At 31.3% G+C, this 16,253-nt stretch carries 14 protein-coding genes; 4 read left to right on the top strand and 10 right to left on the bottom strand.

Annotated features, from left to right (window positions below; all coding sequences use genetic code 11):
• Nucleotides 1-58: 58 nt before the first annotated feature.
• The 5 genes from ACW5R3_RS01645 to ACW5R3_RS01625 form a co-directional block, all read right to left on the bottom strand.
• Complete coding sequence (locus ACW5R3_RS01645; RefSeq protein ID WP_456577884.1) at nt 59-577, bottom strand: OmpH family outer membrane protein; 519 nt, start codon at nt 575-577, stop codon at nt 59-61.
• Nucleotides 578-798: 221 nt separating this feature from the next.
• Nucleotides 799-1,671 carry a class I SAM-dependent methyltransferase gene (locus tag ACW5R3_RS01640; RefSeq protein ID WP_456577883.1) on the bottom strand — a complete coding sequence of 291 codons (873 nt, stop codon included), beginning with the start codon at nt 1,669-1,671 and terminating at the stop codon, nt 799-801.
• Nucleotides 1,672-1,784: 113 nt separating this feature from the next.
• Nucleotides 1,785-3,656: a tRNA uridine-5-carboxymethylaminomethyl(34) synthesis enzyme MnmG gene (gene mnmG / locus ACW5R3_RS01635; protein WP_456577882.1), complete on the bottom strand. Its 1,872-nt coding sequence runs from the start codon at nt 3,654-3,656 to the stop codon at nt 1,785-1,787.
• 117 nt (nt 3,657-3,773) lie between these two features.
• Entirely contained in the window at nt 3,774-4,193 is a 420-nt protein-coding gene (ybeY, locus tag ACW5R3_RS01630) for an rRNA maturation RNase YbeY (protein ID WP_456577881.1), read from the bottom strand.
• Nucleotides 4,186-7,626, bottom strand: a complete 3,441-nt coding sequence (locus ACW5R3_RS01625) for a DUF4175 family protein (protein WP_456577880.1) — start codon at nt 7,624-7,626, stop codon at nt 4,186-4,188. The genes ybeY and ACW5R3_RS01625 overlap by 8 nt, the downstream gene beginning before the upstream one ends.
• A 230-nt stretch (nt 7,627-7,856) precedes the next feature.
• Here ACW5R3_RS01625 and gltX point away from each other — a divergent pair, with 230 nt between their 5' ends.
• The 3 genes from gltX to ACW5R3_RS01610 all read left to right on the top strand — a co-directional run bounded on the left by gltX (nt 7,857) and on the right by ACW5R3_RS01610 (nt 10,657).
• On the top strand, nt 7,857-9,377 hold the full coding sequence (gene gltX, locus ACW5R3_RS01620) for a glutamate--tRNA ligase (protein WP_456577879.1): 1,521 nt from the start codon (nt 7,857-7,859) through the stop codon (nt 9,375-9,377).
• A 168-nt stretch (nt 9,378-9,545) separates the two neighbouring features.
• Complete coding sequence (locus tag ACW5R3_RS01615; RefSeq protein ID WP_456577878.1) at nt 9,546-10,148, top strand: hypothetical protein; 603 nt, start codon at nt 9,546-9,548, stop codon at nt 10,146-10,148.
• A complete protein-coding gene (locus ACW5R3_RS01610; RefSeq protein WP_456577877.1) occupies nt 10,145-10,657 on the top strand; it encodes a hypothetical protein in 513 nt (170 codons plus the stop codon). Before ACW5R3_RS01615 ends, ACW5R3_RS01610 begins: the two co-directional genes overlap by 4 nt.
• A gap of 30 nt (nt 10,658-10,687) precedes the next feature.
• On the opposite strand, the gene ACW5R3_RS01605 is transcribed toward ACW5R3_RS01610, so the two are convergent.
• Together ACW5R3_RS01605 and ACW5R3_RS01600 are read right to left on the bottom strand one after the other, a co-directional pair.
• A complete protein-coding gene (locus ACW5R3_RS01605) occupies nt 10,688-10,984 on the bottom strand; it encodes a hypothetical protein (protein WP_456577876.1) in 297 nt (98 codons plus the stop codon).
• 56 nt (nt 10,985-11,040) lie between these two features.
• Complete coding sequence (locus tag ACW5R3_RS01600) at nt 11,041-11,370, bottom strand: hypothetical protein (RefSeq protein ID WP_456577875.1); 330 nt, start codon at nt 11,368-11,370, stop codon at nt 11,041-11,043.
• Nucleotides 11,371-11,535: 165 nt separating this feature from the next.
• Here ACW5R3_RS01600 and ACW5R3_RS01595 point away from each other — a divergent pair, with 165 nt between their 5' ends.
• On the top strand, nt 11,536-12,453 hold the full coding sequence (locus ACW5R3_RS01595; protein ID WP_456577874.1) for an SPFH domain-containing protein: 918 nt from the start codon (nt 11,536-11,538) through the stop codon (nt 12,451-12,453).
• 109 nt (nt 12,454-12,562) lie between these two features.
• Here ACW5R3_RS01595 and ACW5R3_RS01590 read toward each other — a convergent pair whose 3' ends face one another.
• From ACW5R3_RS01590 to ACW5R3_RS01580, 3 genes are all read right to left on the bottom strand, one after another.
• Nucleotides 12,563-12,766, bottom strand: coding sequence for a hypothetical protein (locus ACW5R3_RS01590; RefSeq protein ID WP_456577873.1), 204 nt, complete (start codon nt 12,764-12,766; stop codon nt 12,563-12,565).
• Nucleotides 12,767-12,832: 66 nt separating this feature from the next.
• A complete protein-coding gene (locus ACW5R3_RS01585) occupies nt 12,833-13,999 on the bottom strand; it encodes a GNAT family N-acetyltransferase (RefSeq protein ID WP_456577872.1) in 1,167 nt (388 codons plus the stop codon).
• A 142-nt stretch (nt 14,000-14,141) separates the two neighbouring features.
• Nucleotides 14,142-16,148 (bottom strand): glutamine--tRNA ligase/YqeY domain fusion protein, encoded by a 2,007-nt coding sequence (locus tag ACW5R3_RS01580; RefSeq protein WP_456577871.1) that lies wholly within the window; start codon nt 16,146-16,148, stop codon nt 14,142-14,144.
• Nucleotides 16,149-16,253 lie beyond the last annotated feature (105 nt).

Genomic DNA, 16,253 nt, shown 5'->3' with positions numbered 1-16,253 from the left:
AATTTATAAAAAAACCAGTTAATTGCTTAACTGGTTTAAATAATAGTTTAATAAAAACTTATTCTTTTTTGTAATCAGCATTTAATGCCTCCGATATAACTTTAGTTAAATCTTTAGATTCATCACCATACATAACACTACCTGCTTCGTTACCTCCTAGTATATACGTATAGCCATTTTTCTGACCATAATCTTTAACGTAAGTTCTCACTTTTTTAATTAAGCTATCTATTTCTTGCTGACTATCATTTTGGATAGCAATTTCCTCTTGTTGGATTCTCTGCTGTAAAATTTGTTGCTTCTGACTTAATGCTTGGTATTCTGCTTGCGCTTTATCTTGAGAAAGCCCTTGTGCTTTTAATTGAAACGCTTGAGCTTCTTGTTGAAATGCTTGACGGATACTATCTGTTCTTTTTTGAAAATCTTCAATCAGCCCTTTATATTTTTCTTCAATATCAATTTTTTCTTGATACTCATTTATCAGATCGTTATTGTTAACAAATCCAATTTTTGCACTTTCAGTATTACATGAATATAAAGTCAATAATAAAATAGATACTACTAATATGTTTTTCATCTGTATTTTTAATTAGTGTTTACAACAGCAAATGTAATAAAGTAAATAGAGAGAATTTAAAAAAACATACGCCTTGTTGAAATATAACAAAAACTTATACTAAAAAGTATTTCAATAAGATACATTTATTAAAAACTAACTCACTACACTTGTTTTAAAGCCGTTTCTAAAAAAACAAACCCAAATACACGTTAATAAAAACAAAACGCTCTTAAATAAGCTTATTTTAAGTTTTCGTGCTTTTTAATAACATAAATAAGAGAAGAATACTCACCGGTACGTTTTGCTAACCTATTAGACTTAAATCCGACTTGAAAAGCATTCCAAAATTTCATTTTACCTGTTCGATATTTTTCAGAAAGCAAACTCACATAATAAGAATCGAAAATCATAGGCTTAGTTTCTACAATTTGTAAATCCAAATTATCCAAAACTTGAGAAATACCCTTTTGAGAAAAATGCCATAAATGTCTTGGCACATCATATGCTGCCCAAAATGCTTTATAATACGCAGCATCATAACTATTATAATTAGGAACTGCAATAATTAAAACTCCTGATGACTTTAAAAGCTTTTTATAAATATTTAGTTGCTCGTTAAAATCTGGTAAATGCTCCAATACATGCCACAACGTTATAACATCAAAACGTTCCGCTTCCATCTCATACAGTGCTTCCGGATTCTTTACAGCTTGATTCGTTTTGTTATTTGCAATTTTACGAGCATCTGGATTAGGTTCTATTCCTGTTATATCCCAATTAGCTTGCTTAGCTGTGTGTAAAAAATCACCAGTACCACAACCTACATCCAACAGTTTTTTTGAAGAATCAGACACATAGGAATTAATCAACTTCAACTTACGCTTTAAAGCAATTGAACGAACTTGATGGTATAGTATTTCAAATACATTTCGTTTAGAATCTGTATGAGAAATGTAATCTTCACTTTCATAATAAGAAGCTAAATTTTCAAGACTTGGCTGTGGTGAAGTAACCAATAAGTCATAATCCTTATGCGGCAATAATTCGAATTCTTCTTTTGACACAGAATAATCTTTTACACGCAAATGGGTTTTTATACTTTTCTCTTCCATAAAATTCTGCAACTAATTTTTACGCTAATTTAAAATTTAACAAGACATCAACCATCTAATTAAACATAAGAAACCTAATTAAAAAACAAAACGTTCCACGTGGAACAACTTGATTAACGACCTAAATAAACTAACAACACAGATATATCACTAGGAGAGACACCACTAATTCTTGATGCCTGTGAAATAGTAACTGGTTGAATTTTATTTAGCTTTTCACGAGCTTCCATACTCATAGACTGCAATGCAGAATAATCGAAGTTTTTAGGTATTTTAATATTCTCTAAACGTGTTAATTTGTCGGCATTATTTTTTTCTTTATTAATGTAACCTGAATATTTAACTTGAATTTCGGCTTGTTCAATCTCTTCGGAATTCAAATTATTTTCAGAAATATATGCATCAACACTAGCAATTTTACGCATATCAGAAATAGAAATATTTGGTCTAGCAAATATCTTAAACATCTTATCTGATTGCGACATAGCAGCAGAATTATTAGCTTCCAAAATAGGATTCATCTCTTCTGGTTTAACACTAGTTTTCTTAAAGAAAGAAACAAAAGCTTCAGCTTTAGAATGTTTTTCTTCCATACGTTTTAAACGTTTTTCAGAAGCCAAACCTAAATCATAAGATAGAGGCGTCAACCTAATATCAGCATTATCTTGACGTAATAAAGTTCTATACTCAGCACGTGATGTAAACATTCTGTAAGGCTCTTCAGTTCCTTTTGTAATTAAATCATCAATTAAAACACCAATATAAGCCTCACTCCTACTTAAAATAAACGGATCGCGTTCTTGGACTTTTAAACTAGCATTTATACCTGCCATTAAACCTTGCGATGCAGCTTCCTCATAACCTGTAGTACCATTAATTTGACCAGCAAAATACAAACCTTCAACAAGTTTTGTTTCCAAAGTATGTTGCAATTGTGTTGGTGGAAAATAATCGTATTCTATAGCGTAACCCGGTCTAAAAAATTTAACGTTTTCAAAACCAACAATAGAGCGCATAGCTTTAAACTGAACATCTTCTGGTAGTGAAGTAGAAAATCCATTCACATAATATTCAACCGTATTCCAACCTTCTGGTTCAACAAACAATTGATGCCTGTCTTTATCAGCAAAACGATTAATTTTATCTTCAATAGACGGACAGTATCTAGGTCCTAAACTTTGAATTCTACCATTAAACATTGGCGATCTATCAAAACCTTCACGAAGCAAATCATGTACTTCATTACTGGTGTAAGTTAAATGACAAGAGCGCTGCTTAGTAAGCGGTTTTGTTACATCTAAATAAGAAAACTTTTCGGGATTAACATCTCCTGGCTGTTCAACCATTTTAGAAAAATCTAAAGATCTTCCATCTACTCGTGGCGGTGTTCCAGTTTTCATACGACCTGAGTCAAAACCTAACTGAATTAATTGTTCGGTAATACCTGTAGCAGCACGTTCACCAGCACGACCACCACCGAAATTTTTATCACCAATATGTATTAATCCATTAAGAAATGTACCATTAGTTAAAACAACACTTTTAGCACGAACTTTAATTCCTAAAGAAGTAACAACACCAACTACCTTATGATTTTCAACCAATAAAGATGAAACCATTTCTTGATAAAAATCTAAGTTTTCAGTCCCTTCCAACATATTTCTCCAATCTTCTGCAAAACGCATACGATCACTTTGAACACGTGGACTCCACATAGCAGGTCCTTTAGACTTATTAAGCATTTTAAACTGTATAGCAGAAGTATCACTAACAATACCACTATAACCACCTAAAGCGTCAATTTCACGTACTATTTGCCCTTTAGCAATACCACCCATTGCCGGGTTGCACGACATTTGAGCAATATTTTGAAGGTTCATAGTAATAAGAAGTGTTTTACTTCCCATGTTAGCAGCGGCTGCGGCAGCTTCACTACCAGCATGACCAGCTCCTACTACTATAACATCATAAACTTCGTTAAACATGGTGACTGAGATTTATATATTTTACATGTTCCACGTGGAACAATTGATAATTATTAAATTTTTTAATTAGAAAATTAAAAAAATTCCAAATTAAAAAGTCTGCAAATATACGATATATTATGAGATATCTTTAAGTACTTGCAAATAGTGATTTTCCATATTTCGCATAGCTTGTGATTGAGAATCTGTTTTATCTTTATAACCACAGTAATGCAGAACGCCGTGAACCATAACACGGTGTAGTTCTTCTTCAAAAGAAACATTAAAATCAGAAGCATTATCCGCAACACGCTCAGTAGAAATATAGATATCTCCTTGTATGATATTTCCTACCGTGTAATCAAAACTAATCACATCAGTAAGCGTATCATGATCTAAGTATTCTACATTTATAGAATGTAAATAAGCATCATCACAGAAGATGTAGTTAATTTCACCTAATTCAAAATTTTCAGATGAAATAACGCCGTCAATCCAAGATTCAAGATAAGATGTGTTTGCTATGTTAAAGTCGTTTTCGTAATTAAAACTAATCATTGGCTTGTTTAAAATAATCGTGTACTTTCTTTTTATAAACTGGTTGCAAAGGTAAACTTTGACGGTTTAAAATCTCTGTTGTATTAAAATATTCTTTAGCGGTCGGTATTTGATTGTTAGTATTATTATCAAATTGTTTTTTATTGGTTTGAGCTTGACGCTTAGAATCTTCACCCTGTTGCAAACTAGCGTTTTCTAACTTCATTAATTGATGCTGAAGATTCATCATTTTTTGAAGTGTTTGGTTGGTAAATCCCTTATTTAACAAATCCATTTCTATATTTTCCATTTGTTGTAGAATGCGATTACCTTGAGAATTGATACCTTCTTTTTGTAATTTATCTTGTAAAGCTTCTCGTATTTGTTGTTGTTGTTGGTAAATTCTAAACAATTCGCCTTTACTAATTTCACCGCCATCATTTTCACCAGACTCACCAGATTCACCAGAACTAGATTGTCCGTTTTTACCAGATTGACCTGAATCACCTTCTTGACCACTTTCACCTGGTTTATCACCAGATTCTTTACCCTCTTTTTCGCCTTGTTCGCCTTTTTCACCAGAGCCTTGTTCTTTTGGTTGACCCTGACCTTGCTTTTGCATACCTTGTTGCATCTGTTTATTAAGCTCTTCCTGACTCATAATAATATCTGGTAAACCTTGAGATGGTTTACCTGAACTACCAGAACCACCACCTTGCATTTGCATTTGCATCTGCCCCATCATATCACTCAAAAAATTAGCTAAATTATTAGCAGCTGTAATAGTGTATTGTTGATTAGCTACACCTTGAAATAATAGGTTTTCAGAGAATTGAGACAAGGCTTTATCCATATTAAAATACACCTCGGAAATCTCTTTATTTACTAATTCAGATAATTTAGGTTGACGTAATGAAAGCGCAAATAAACTATCGTCTATATGTGAAAAATGTTCTTTTAAATCATTCTGTTTACGTAAATAACTAGCATATTTATTATGATTAATTTCAATGCTCTTAAACTGATTCATTAAATGTTCCTGATCGAAAGAAAACAAAATAAGGTTATCTAAAATTTGACGTAACATGTCTAAATCTTCTTGCATTTGTTCAGCTCCACCTGATGCCATAGCCATTTTCATTGCAGCGCTCATTTGTTGCATTTTTTGTGCTGCTTGTTTTTGCTTTTTTTGCGCGTCTTGTTGCTTTTGAGATGCGTTTTCTTCGTTATTCTGTTCTGATTGCTCTTCTTTTTCTTCTAGTGCATCAGAAGCTTCTTGTTGATCTTCTTGTATTTCAGATTCTTTTTCTGGATCTGAAGGAACATCCATAGGTTGTTTTAAAGCTTCGTTATCTTTTTGTAATTCTTCCAAAGCTTTTTTAAAATCTTCAAACTTTTTATTTAAATCTTCTTGAGCTTCTTTGGTGTTTTCCTTACTATCTGCTTCGGATAACTGATTCTGCTCTTCAGCTAATTTTTCAAGATCTTCTTGTAGTTTTTCTAATTTTTTAGACACATAATACCGTTTTGTAAGCTCTAAAAGTTGTTCTAAACTACGTTTCTGATTTTTGTTCTGTTTTGCTAACTCTTCTAGTTTTTGAGTTAACTCTTCTTTATTTATTTTTTCTTGTAATTTTTCGAGCTCCTCAAGAAGTTTTTCATCTTTTTTAAGCTGTTCTTCGTTATCTTTTAAACGCTCCTTTAAATCTTCTTTAAACGCGTCTGGTTCGTTTTCTTCCTTTTGAAATTCTTCTAGATTATTTTCTAATTTTTTATTGAAATTTTTCATCATTTCCTCTTGCTCTTTTTGGCGCTTTAGAAAGTTTTCAAATTTCTTTTTATCATTAAAATTTAATGCAGATTTTTCTTTTTGTGTTTTAGATAACTCTTCTAATTCCTGTTCGCGCTCTTCCATTTGCTCTAAGGAATTGTTTAAGTCTTGAATGGTTTCGTTCTGTTGTTGCAATTGTTGATTAGCTTCCTCAGATTTAGTGAGTTTTCGATAGCTAAAAACGGTACTTTTTGTACGTTTATAATTATTAACTACATCATTATCATATACTTGAAAATATAAATCATAACTAACACCTTCTTCAAGTTCTAAATTATTAGGGAAAGCCGTTATAAACTCACCTACATTTCCAGAAGCAATAGGAATCGGTACAATACTAACATTTTTATCGTTAGATGATGGGTAATAAACCAACTCTAACTTACGCAAACCATAATCGTCTGTTGCTTGACCGTAGAAATACAAACTTTGATTGTTAATACTATCCCGTTTCATTTTTACATGTAACTCTGGATAATCATCTTTAATAACTTGTAAAGAAAAAGCTAATTGTTCGTAATCTTTTAAATCGGTATTACTTGTAGAAATAATATAATCTAAGTTGTCCGTAAGTGTTTTACTGATAATAAATTTTTCTGGAATATCTGACGAAAAATGTAAACTATCTGTAGCATAAAAAGCTACTTGATTGGTAGCTTTAGTTTGTAACCTCCAAGTAACTTTAGTTCCATTTGGTACAACAGCATTACCAGTACCATTTAAAACAGCATCGGCTTTATTAGTATATGCTGGATAATCTAAAACCATTTCAAAATTTGTAATGGTTGGAACTTCAGCAACACGAATAGTATAGGGTTTAGAATTAACAGAATTGGCTGTTAAATTAAAGGTAACATCGGAAAGTAATCGATTAAAAACAAACTCAAAATTACCACTCCCCTTTTGTTGAAGAAAATAACTTTCATTGTTGTAAGAAATTTTTACATTTTCTGGAATCACACTACCTACGGTTCTAACCTGCAATGTAAAATCGTTATTTTGAGTAGCAGATAAACTTTCGTTCACCACAAAAAACTGAAATGGAGCTGGTGGCTCGTAGGCTGTATTATGATTTACTACACGTTGATAACTATCACTAAACCAACTAATTTTTCCAGATAAAACAGATAGTAAAATTATTAAAATAGGGATTGCTGCATATTTTACATATCGTAAATTCTGTTTGAAATTAATAGCCATTTTAAAAGGGATAGGCTGTAATTCTTCAGATTTTTGATTAATACTAGCTAATAATAACTCGGATTGATCGGCATTTTCTTTTAGTTGTAGAATATTTAATAGTTTATCATTTACTTCAGGAAAATGCGTACCTATTATTCGTGATGCTTGAACATAATTTATACCCTTCTTTAATTTAAAGAGTTGTGCTAATGGCATTAGTATAAACTTGATAAACAAACCTATTTCAACACTAATAAACGCCCAAAAAAGTAACGTTCTAGCGGTTGTATTTAACCAAAAAACATATTCAATAAAAAGGGTTAATAAAAAATACAGCAAACCAATAGCAAAAAATAAGATACTACCCTTTATGAGTTCGTTGGTATAGTAGCGTCTTACAAAAGCTTCTAATTTTTGCAAAATGGTATTAAAATGCGTCACGTTCTATTAGTGTTTTCTTTTCAACTTACTAAACTACAATTTTTTTTGTTCCTTAATTAGCTATAGCAACTAACATTATGTTAATTTAAACGGATTTATTCTTTTGTAAAGCTTAAAACTAAAAATTGATGTGAAAAAGTTTAAAACCACAGTTATACAAGCTCCTTTCTAATATTTTCTTTGTTGTTTGTTATTTGCTATTCTATCTTTGCCGTACCAAAATAAAAATCATGTCAAAATCTGTACGCGTGCGTTTTGCACCAAGTCCAACGGGACCATTACATATAGGTGGTGTTCGCACGGCCCTTTTCAATTATTTATTCGCTAAAAAACACAACGGAACGTTTATACTTCGTATTGAAGATACCGACCAAAATCGTTTTGTAGAAGGTGCTGAAAACTACATTGAAGAATCTTTAAAATGGTGCGGAATAACAGTTGATGAAGGTGTAAACGTTAACGAAAAATTTGGACCATACAGACAAAGTGAGCGTAAGGATATATATAAAAAATATGCCGATGAATTAATTGCTACTGGCAAGGCTTACTATGCTTTTGATAAAGCAGAGGATTTAGACGCACACAGAAAAAGTCATGAAGCTGAAGGAAAAACCTTTATCTACAATTGGCATAACCGTGAAAAAGGTCGTTTAGTAAACTCTTTAGTGCTTTCTACTGAAGAAACACAAGCTAAGTTAGATGCTGGTGAAGATTATGTTATTCGATTTTTATCACCACAAGATGAAACTTTACATTTAACAGATATTATTCGTGGAAACATGACCATTGACACGAATATTTTAGATGATAAGGTATTGTTTAAAAGTGATGGTTTACCAACGTACCATCTAGCCAATATTGTAGACGATCATTTAATGGAAATAAGCCATGTTATTCGTGGTGAAGAATGGTTACCATCTTTAGCATTACATTATCAATTATACGATGCTTTTGGTTGGGAAAAACCGGAGTTTGCACACTTACCATTAATATTAAAACCAACAGGAAAAGGAAAATTAAGTAAGCGTGATGGCGATAAACTAGGTTTTCCTGTATTTCCATTAGCTTATAAAGATCATAAAACAGATACGCTTTCTAGCGGTTACCGCGAGGATGGTTATTTCCCAGAAGCCGTGGTAAATTTCCTAGCTTTTTTAGGTTGGAACCCAGGTACAGAACAGGAAATTTTTAGCATGGAAGAACTAATTGCTGCTTTTGATTTAAACCGAGTAAATAAAGCAGGAGCACGTTTTGATCCTGATAAAACCAAATGGTTTAATCACCATTATATGCAAGAACAATATAATGATGATTTAGCAAAAACATTTAAGGAAATTCAACCTGAATTAGCCGATATAGATGTTAATTATGTTGAAATGGTGGTGGCACTTATAAAAGAACGCGCCACTTTTGTAACTGATTTTTGGGCATTAAGTCACTTTTTCTTCCAAACCCCTACCGATTTAGATGAAAAAGCTGTTAAAAAAGCATGGAAAGACGGAACAGCTGAGCTTATGACACAAGTTATTTCAATTATAGAATCTGTAGACGATTTTACAGTTGAAAACCTTCAAAATAACGTTAAAGGTTGGATAACATCTAACGAAATAGGTTTTGGTAAAGTCATGATGCCATTACGACTAGCATTAGTTGGCGCCTTACAAGGTCCGGATGTGTTTGATATTATGTACTTAATTGGAAAGGATGAAACCAAACGTCGTATTGAGAATTTGGTGAATACCTTAGGGTAAACTTTTAATATTAAATAAGTCCATATTGTAATATGGATAATGTATAAACTGGATTATTAGGTTATAATATTTTTAACCTTCTAAAATCCAGTTTTTTTATGGTAAAAAGGTTAATTATATTTAATAAATTAGTTTTTTCGAACTCATTATACCAATTATAAAATATCTATGAGAAATACATCAATTATAATAGTGTTTTTACTCATTTCAAATTTTGTGATTTACAGTCAAAATATCCTTTTTGAATTTCAAAATAGTGACAAAATTGAAAGCTATTTGATAAACAATCAGCAAAAATTTAATAACAACAATATTGCTACTTTTAAATCTTTTGAGGATTTTTTAAAATTCAATAATGCTGGTTATTTAAAAGGTCCAGTAGTCCATGTTTTTAATAAAGACGGCTTGTATTTAGAGTATATTAAAATAGCTGATGTTGTAGATAAACTCTCTAATTTTAAAAAAATTAAAAACAAACCTAAAAAAGATGCCATTCATGTTGATAGTTGGTTTGATGGACTTGTCAATTACAAAACCTTACAACCTATAGTGAAACAAGAAAATACAGACTTCTATTTTGTTTTGAGTTGGGCTTTATTCTTTAATAAACCGGAAAATATAGATGCTATTTTTAAATGGAATGATGTTTTACAGCGACAAAAATTAAAAGGTGAGCATATTCAAATTGTTTTATTAAATATGGATTTTCAAGATTCTTGGGAATTAACACCTGAAAAAAAAGCAGATATTCTAAAACAAGTCAATAAATGAGAGCATTAATTTACATAACAATCTTTTGTTTATATATGCCCATTTCGGCTCAAAATTACACACCAGAACATCATGGTGATATTGAAATAAGTTATGTGCCCATTACCGAATTACAAAACCAAATATACAACTCTAAAAATACCATAAAAGTTGTATATTTTTACAGTAACAACTGTTCTGCAACATTAGAATTTAACCCGATTATCAACAATTTTTATCTGAAAAATAAAGATAAATTTGAGTTGTTTGTTATTTCACGAGAACCTAAAAAAAATCTAGAAAAATTATATAATTATCTATTCTACGAAGGTTTATATTTTCCTGTTTATATGACAGACAAAAAGTCCTTATCTACTAACATAAAAACTTTATGTTCAGATTGTAATGAAAATATTATGGGTGAATCTAGCTTTTATATTTTAGATGCGCATAATAACTTATTAGCACAAAGTAATTATAATTTAACGGTTGCTGAAAAGAAGCAATTATTAACAACTTATATTAAGTAACTTCTAGAAAAAATAGCATACTCATTAGTTTTAAAACGAAATCATAGCAATAAAAGCTAACATGGATTGGTTACCTTTAAACTTACCTGGATTACCAGTAATATCTAAATTCTCATCATTTAACTTACTAAACGAGTTTAAAAACCCATAAACATATTGAGCTTTTAAACGAAAATGACTGAAACCAGCTGATATACCAATAGCACCATCCATATTAAATTGATTGATATTTTGAACATCTTTAGCTAGTAAATTAGTAAAATTAGCGAGTATAAAATTTTCTTGGCTTTCATCCTCTAATTCCATTTTGCCATTATATTGTAGCATAGGACCAACATCAATAGTTAAGAAACTTTCAATAAGCTTAATATGCCATAAAAAAGCTATTTGAGCGGTAAAAACTTTATAATCAACAATTCTTCATTAGAAAGTAAAACAGGGCTTGCAGCTATTCCTAAATGGTTTTCAGCTAACTGCATGGTATAACTTACATTATACCATTTGTGCGGCAAATCAACCGTAGCCGAAGCACTAGCCATCCAACCGTTACCCTTTTTAGTTGTAAAATTATCAGTAATTATATCATATTGGGTAATACCACCCGAGAGTCCAATACCATTTACAATTTTATAATTTTTAGGTTGTCCGTATCCAAGTGTAACAAAACTAATACAAACAGCGACTAATAGGGTAAATGATTTTGAATACTGCATAATTAACTAATGTATTTTAAAATAAACCTATGAAAAATATAGGTTACAAAATGGCTTTTTAACTGGAAGTCAGATCTTACTGGTATATATTTTAGTAAAAAAACATATACGCATTAAATATAGCTTAAATTAGTCAACCATTTATTAACCTTTAATACTTATAGAATGATATTACTTGTTCCTATTACCTTAATTGCACTCTTCGTTTTATTTTCATCATTTTTTATGGTGAAACAACAATCTGCAGCTATTATAGAACGCTTCGGAAAATTTCAAAGCATCCGTCAATCTGGATTACAAATGAAAATTCCATTAGTTGATAAAGTGGCTGGACGCTTAAGTTTAAAAATTCAGCAACTAGATGTTATAATTGAAACAAAAACCTTAGATGATGTATTTGTTAAATTAAAAGTATCTGTACAATATAAAGTATTAAAAGAGAATGTATATGACGCGTTTTACAAATTAGATTATCCGCATGAGCAAATTACGAGTTATGTATTTGATGTTGTTCGTGCAGAAGTACCGAAAATGAAGTTAGATGATGTATTTGTTAAAAAAGATGATATAGCATTGGCTGTAAAAGCTGAATTAAATGATGCGATGCTAGATTATGGATTTGATATTATTAGAACCTTAGTTACTGATATTGATCCAGATCCACAGGTTAAAATAGCCATGAACCGTATTAATGCTGCAGATAGAGAAAAAACTGCGGCACAGTATGAAGGAGATGCACAGCGTATTTTAATTGTTGAAAAAGCAAAAGCTGAAGCTGAAAGCAAGCGTTTACAAGGACAAGGTATTGCCGACCAACGACGTGAAATTGCACGAGGTTTAGAAGAATCTGTAGATGTATTAAACCGTGTTGGAATTAATAGTCAAGAAGCCTCTGCCCTAATTGTTGTAACTCAACATTATGATACACTTCAAGCCATTGGCAGCGAAACTAATAGTAATTTAATATTGTTACCTAATTCACCACAAGCAGGTAGTAATATGCTAAATGATATGGTAGCTAGTTTTACAGCTAGTAATCAAATTGGTGAGGCCATGAAAAATAGTAAAAAGGAAATAGAATAACCTTTTTAATCCTATTTTCAGGATATAGAAAAGCGCAAATAGAATGGGTTTATTGCTTTAATAACCAATCTGTTTGCGCTTATTTTATAATATGAGTATCCTAAAAATACTAATGTTCCTTTTTATATTTTTTAATGATATTTTGTAAACTTTCTAGATAGTTAGACAATTCTTCTGTGCTAATATCCGGGTTTGCCTGATCAGGTATAGTCATTGGAATTTCATCTAAATGTTCATAAACTTCGGGGTATTTAGATTCTATTTCCCTTGTAACTGTTGATATTTCTGTTAATAATTCCGTTGCTGTTTTCATAGTATCTAGTTTTGAGTTCCTATAAGATATCAAAAATTAAACGGAGAAAAAAAGATAAACTGTTAGCTATTTGTTAATTTGCTTAAAAGGATGACGTTCTATCCAGTTCTTAGAAGGATTCATAAGTTTAAAAATAGCCTTCAGAAGCATATTCATAAACCAATTGGTGTGCTTTAAATACATTTGCATAGTTTCGGGTGTAGCTCCTACAGAACTTTTTATTTCCATAGCTGTGCGTGCATATATTACTGCTTTAAAGTTTTTATTTATACCAAATTCTAACATGTCATATAACATGTTTAAATACAACTGATGTTGGTTTAGATATGTTTTATCATACCCTAAAAAATACGTTTCTAAAGCTTCATTATTAGTTATAAGCGTATAAAAACCTATTAATTTATTTTCAAAGTAATATCCGAAAACCTGAAACGCATCTCCTAAGTGGACTTTTAACTGATAAAAATGATTTTTAGGAAGTAAAAAAGTATTAATTTTAGCCTGATTAGAGACATTTTGGTACAACCGGTACATGTTATCGGCTTCTTGTAAAATAGCGGTTTCATCCAAAGCTATTTTTGTAACCTGCATAGCTTTCTTCTTAGCCCTTTTATATCTATCTCTGTATTTTTTATGTAATTTGGATAAGTAATCATCAAAATTATCCCAATTACTTGGGATGTTTAAAACCATATTTGGTTGTACTTTAAGTTGATGAAATCCTTGTTTAAATAAACTATCTTGGTGTTTGTGAATAATATCGGACAGGAAATAATCCTTAAATAAAATAGCACGAATTTTTTTCCCGTGCTGTTTTTTTATTTCTGCTTTTAAATTGAAAACAGCAGGCAACAAAGCATTAAAAAAGGCCATATTTGATATAACATTTTCATTATAAAACAAACCATGCTGACCAGTATGTGTTAAGTTACCGATAACTAATATATTTCCTTTTAGAACTTTGGATATATGGTTTTTAAAATAGGTTTGGATATATGAATCGTCTTGATTTCTAAACATATCATTTAAATACAATTTAACCCGTTGTATTATAGCAACACCTACTAAGGTATTCTCCTTATAAAACTCAATGAAATACATACTTATATTTGCGGGTGCAGCTTGTTCTAATGCTTTTAAATAAGCCGATTGCAAAAAAATATCATGAGCTACTAAAGCATCCCATGCTATTGATAAATCTTCTGTAGATGTAATTAATTTTGTTTCAATCAAAGTTTCAAAAAGTAATTTTTTATCGTTTTAAAAAACCAATTTAAATTTATGCACTTGGAAGTGAATTTAGCACCTGTAATAAACAAAAAAACCTTGAAATATTATGAATTTCAAGGTTTTTAAGACTTTAATAAAATGCAAATTATAAGGCTTTAGCTTCTGTAGCTAAAAGCGGATTAGCATCATTTGCAGCTGTTTCAATAAAGTCATTTATTTCGGTATTACGCTCTAAACCATTTTTAAGTAAAACACCTAAAGTAATAGTAGTAGCAATACGAGTTCCTACTTTTTTAGCAGCTGTATTAAATAAAGCTTGTACATCCTCATAAGGAACATTTTCAGCTAATTTTTGAATATTTTCTTTAACCTGTAGCTGTTTAGCTTCTGGATAGTTGGTATATTTTTTACCAAGTTTTTTAATCTCTTCTATAGCTGGTCTTGTACTAACTTGTTGTTTTGGTTTCTGAGAAGGCTGTTTAGCCGTATTTGGTGCTTTTTTAGCCCAAGTATCTCGTAAACCAACTGTTTTGTTGAATATTAGTTTTTCAGAAGAACTAGCATCATCAACATTAAAATAGCCTAAACGTTGAAATTGGAAGCGCTCCCCTACTTTAGCTTGTTCTAAACTTGGCTCAACAAAAGCTTCAACAATTTTTAAAGAATTAGGATTAATAAATTCCATAAAATCTTTATCCGCATGACTATCTGGAGCTGGATCACTAAATAATCTATCGTATTCTCTTACTTCTGCTTTTATAGCATGCTTGATAGATACCCAATGCAGCGTACCTTTTACTTTCTTAGCCGTATCCTCTGAATAGGTAGCATGAATTTCTGTAATAGCACCGTTAGCATCTTTTACAACATTTTCTGCTTTAATGATGTAGGCGTTTTTTAAACGTACTTCTCCACCCAGTTTTAAACGGAAAAACTTATTCCCAGCTTCTTCTTTAAAATCGTCTTTTTCAATATACAACTCACGTGAAAAAGGTACTTTTCTATAACCTGCCGATTCATCTTCTTGGTTATTTTCAGCTTCCAACCATTCCTCTTTATCTTCGGGATAATTAGTAATAACTAACTTAACTGGATCTAAAACAGCCATAACACGAGGTGCCGTTTTGTTTAAATCCTCACGAATACAAAATTCTAAAAGCGAAACATCAATAACGTTATCACGTTTGGCTACACCCACTTTATCAATAAATTGTCTGATAGAATATGGTGTATACCCACGACGACGCAAACCCGAAATAGTAGGCATTCGTGGATCGTCCCAACCGGTTACAACACCTTCTTCAACCAATTTAAGTAACTTACGTTTACTCATTATGGTATAACTTAAGTTCAAACGCGCAAATTCGCGTTGTTTAGGAAGCATAGGTAACCTTTCTGGTTGATATTTATATACTTGTTCCTTAAACCAGTTGTAAAGCTCTCTATGCGGCTTAAATTCAAGCGAGCACAAAGAATGAGATATCTGTTCTAAGTAATCACTTTCACCGTGAGTCCAATCGTACATAGGATAAATACACCAATCGTTTCCAGTTCGGTGATGTGCTTTTTTCAAAATACGATACATTAGCGGATCACGCATAAGCATATTAGGATGCTGCATATCTATCTTAGCACGTAATACGTGAGATCCTTCAGGAAATTCGCCCGCTTTCATACGTTCAAATAAATCTAAATTCTCTTCTATACTTCTATTCCTATAAGGACCATCTACACCTGGTTGCGTAGGGGTACCTTTTTGTTCTGCCATTTCAGTACTAGACTGCGAATCAACATAAGCTTTACCTTCTTTTATTAAAGCAACTGCCCAATCATATAATTGCTGAAAATAATCTGATGAATATAACTCGTTAGCCCATTGGTATCCTAACCATGAAATATCGCGTTTAATAGCATCAACATACTCTTGTTCTTCTTTGGCTGGATTGGTATCATCAAAACGTAAATTTACGGGTGCTTGATACTTTTCTCCTAAGCCAAAACTAATACCAATAGCTTTGGTATGACCAATATGTAAATAACCATTTGGTTCTGGTGGAAATCGAAAACGAAGGGCTTCTTTTTCTAATCCATTAGATAAATCTTCTTCAATAATGTGCTCTATAAAATTTAAAGCTTTTGTTTCATCAGACATAATGCATACGTGTTTTTAAAAACCTGAGACAAAATTACGGAAATATACCAATCATGTGTTAAGTTTTTGGTCATTATTGCTTAATTTTATCAAAAATAATAACCT

This window comes from Algorimicrobium bowmanii (genome assembly GCF_054031195.1).
Note: the sequence above shows the minus strand (reverse complement) of the source record. Positions and strands in the feature narration are given on the sequence as shown.

Excerpts from the sequence above, each read along its gene's own strand:
- ACW5R3_RS01595 (WP_456577874.1), top strand. The coding sequence starts at position 11,536 with ATGATATTACTTGTTCCTATTACCTTAATTGCACTCTTCGTTTTATTT.
- ACW5R3_RS01640 (WP_456577883.1), bottom strand. The coding sequence starts at position 1,671 with ATGGAAGAGAAAAGTATAAAAACCCATTTGCGTGTAAAAGATTATTCT.
- ACW5R3_RS01580 (WP_456577871.1), bottom strand. The coding sequence starts at position 16,148 with ATGTCTGATGAAACAAAAGCTTTAAATTTTATAGAGCACATTATTGAA.
- gltX (WP_456577879.1), top strand. The coding sequence starts at position 7,857 with ATGTCAAAATCTGTACGCGTGCGTTTTGCACCAAGTCCAACGGGACCA.
- ACW5R3_RS01590 (WP_456577873.1), bottom strand. The coding sequence starts at position 12,766 with ATGAAAACAGCAACGGAATTATTAACAGAAATATCAACAGTTACAAGG.
- ybeY (WP_456577881.1), bottom strand. The coding sequence starts at position 4,193 with ATGATTAGTTTTAATTACGAAAACGACTTTAACATAGCAAACACATCT.
- mnmG (WP_456577882.1), bottom strand. The coding sequence starts at position 3,656 with ATGTTTAACGAAGTTTATGATGTTATAGTAGTAGGAGCTGGTCATGCT.
- ACW5R3_RS01645 (WP_456577884.1), bottom strand. The coding sequence starts at position 577 with ATGAAAAACATATTAGTAGTATCTATTTTATTATTGACTTTATATTCA.
- ACW5R3_RS01615 (WP_456577878.1), top strand. The coding sequence starts at position 9,546 with ATGAGAAATACATCAATTATAATAGTGTTTTTACTCATTTCAAATTTT.
- ACW5R3_RS01600 (WP_456577875.1), bottom strand. The coding sequence starts at position 11,370 with ATGCAGTATTCAAAATCATTTACCCTATTAGTCGCTGTTTGTATTAGT.
- ACW5R3_RS01610 (WP_456577877.1), top strand. The coding sequence starts at position 10,145 with ATGAGAGCATTAATTTACATAACAATCTTTTGTTTATATATGCCCATT.
- ACW5R3_RS01605 (WP_456577876.1), bottom strand. The coding sequence starts at position 10,984 with ATGCTACAATATAATGGCAAAATGGAATTAGAGGATGAAAGCCAAGAA.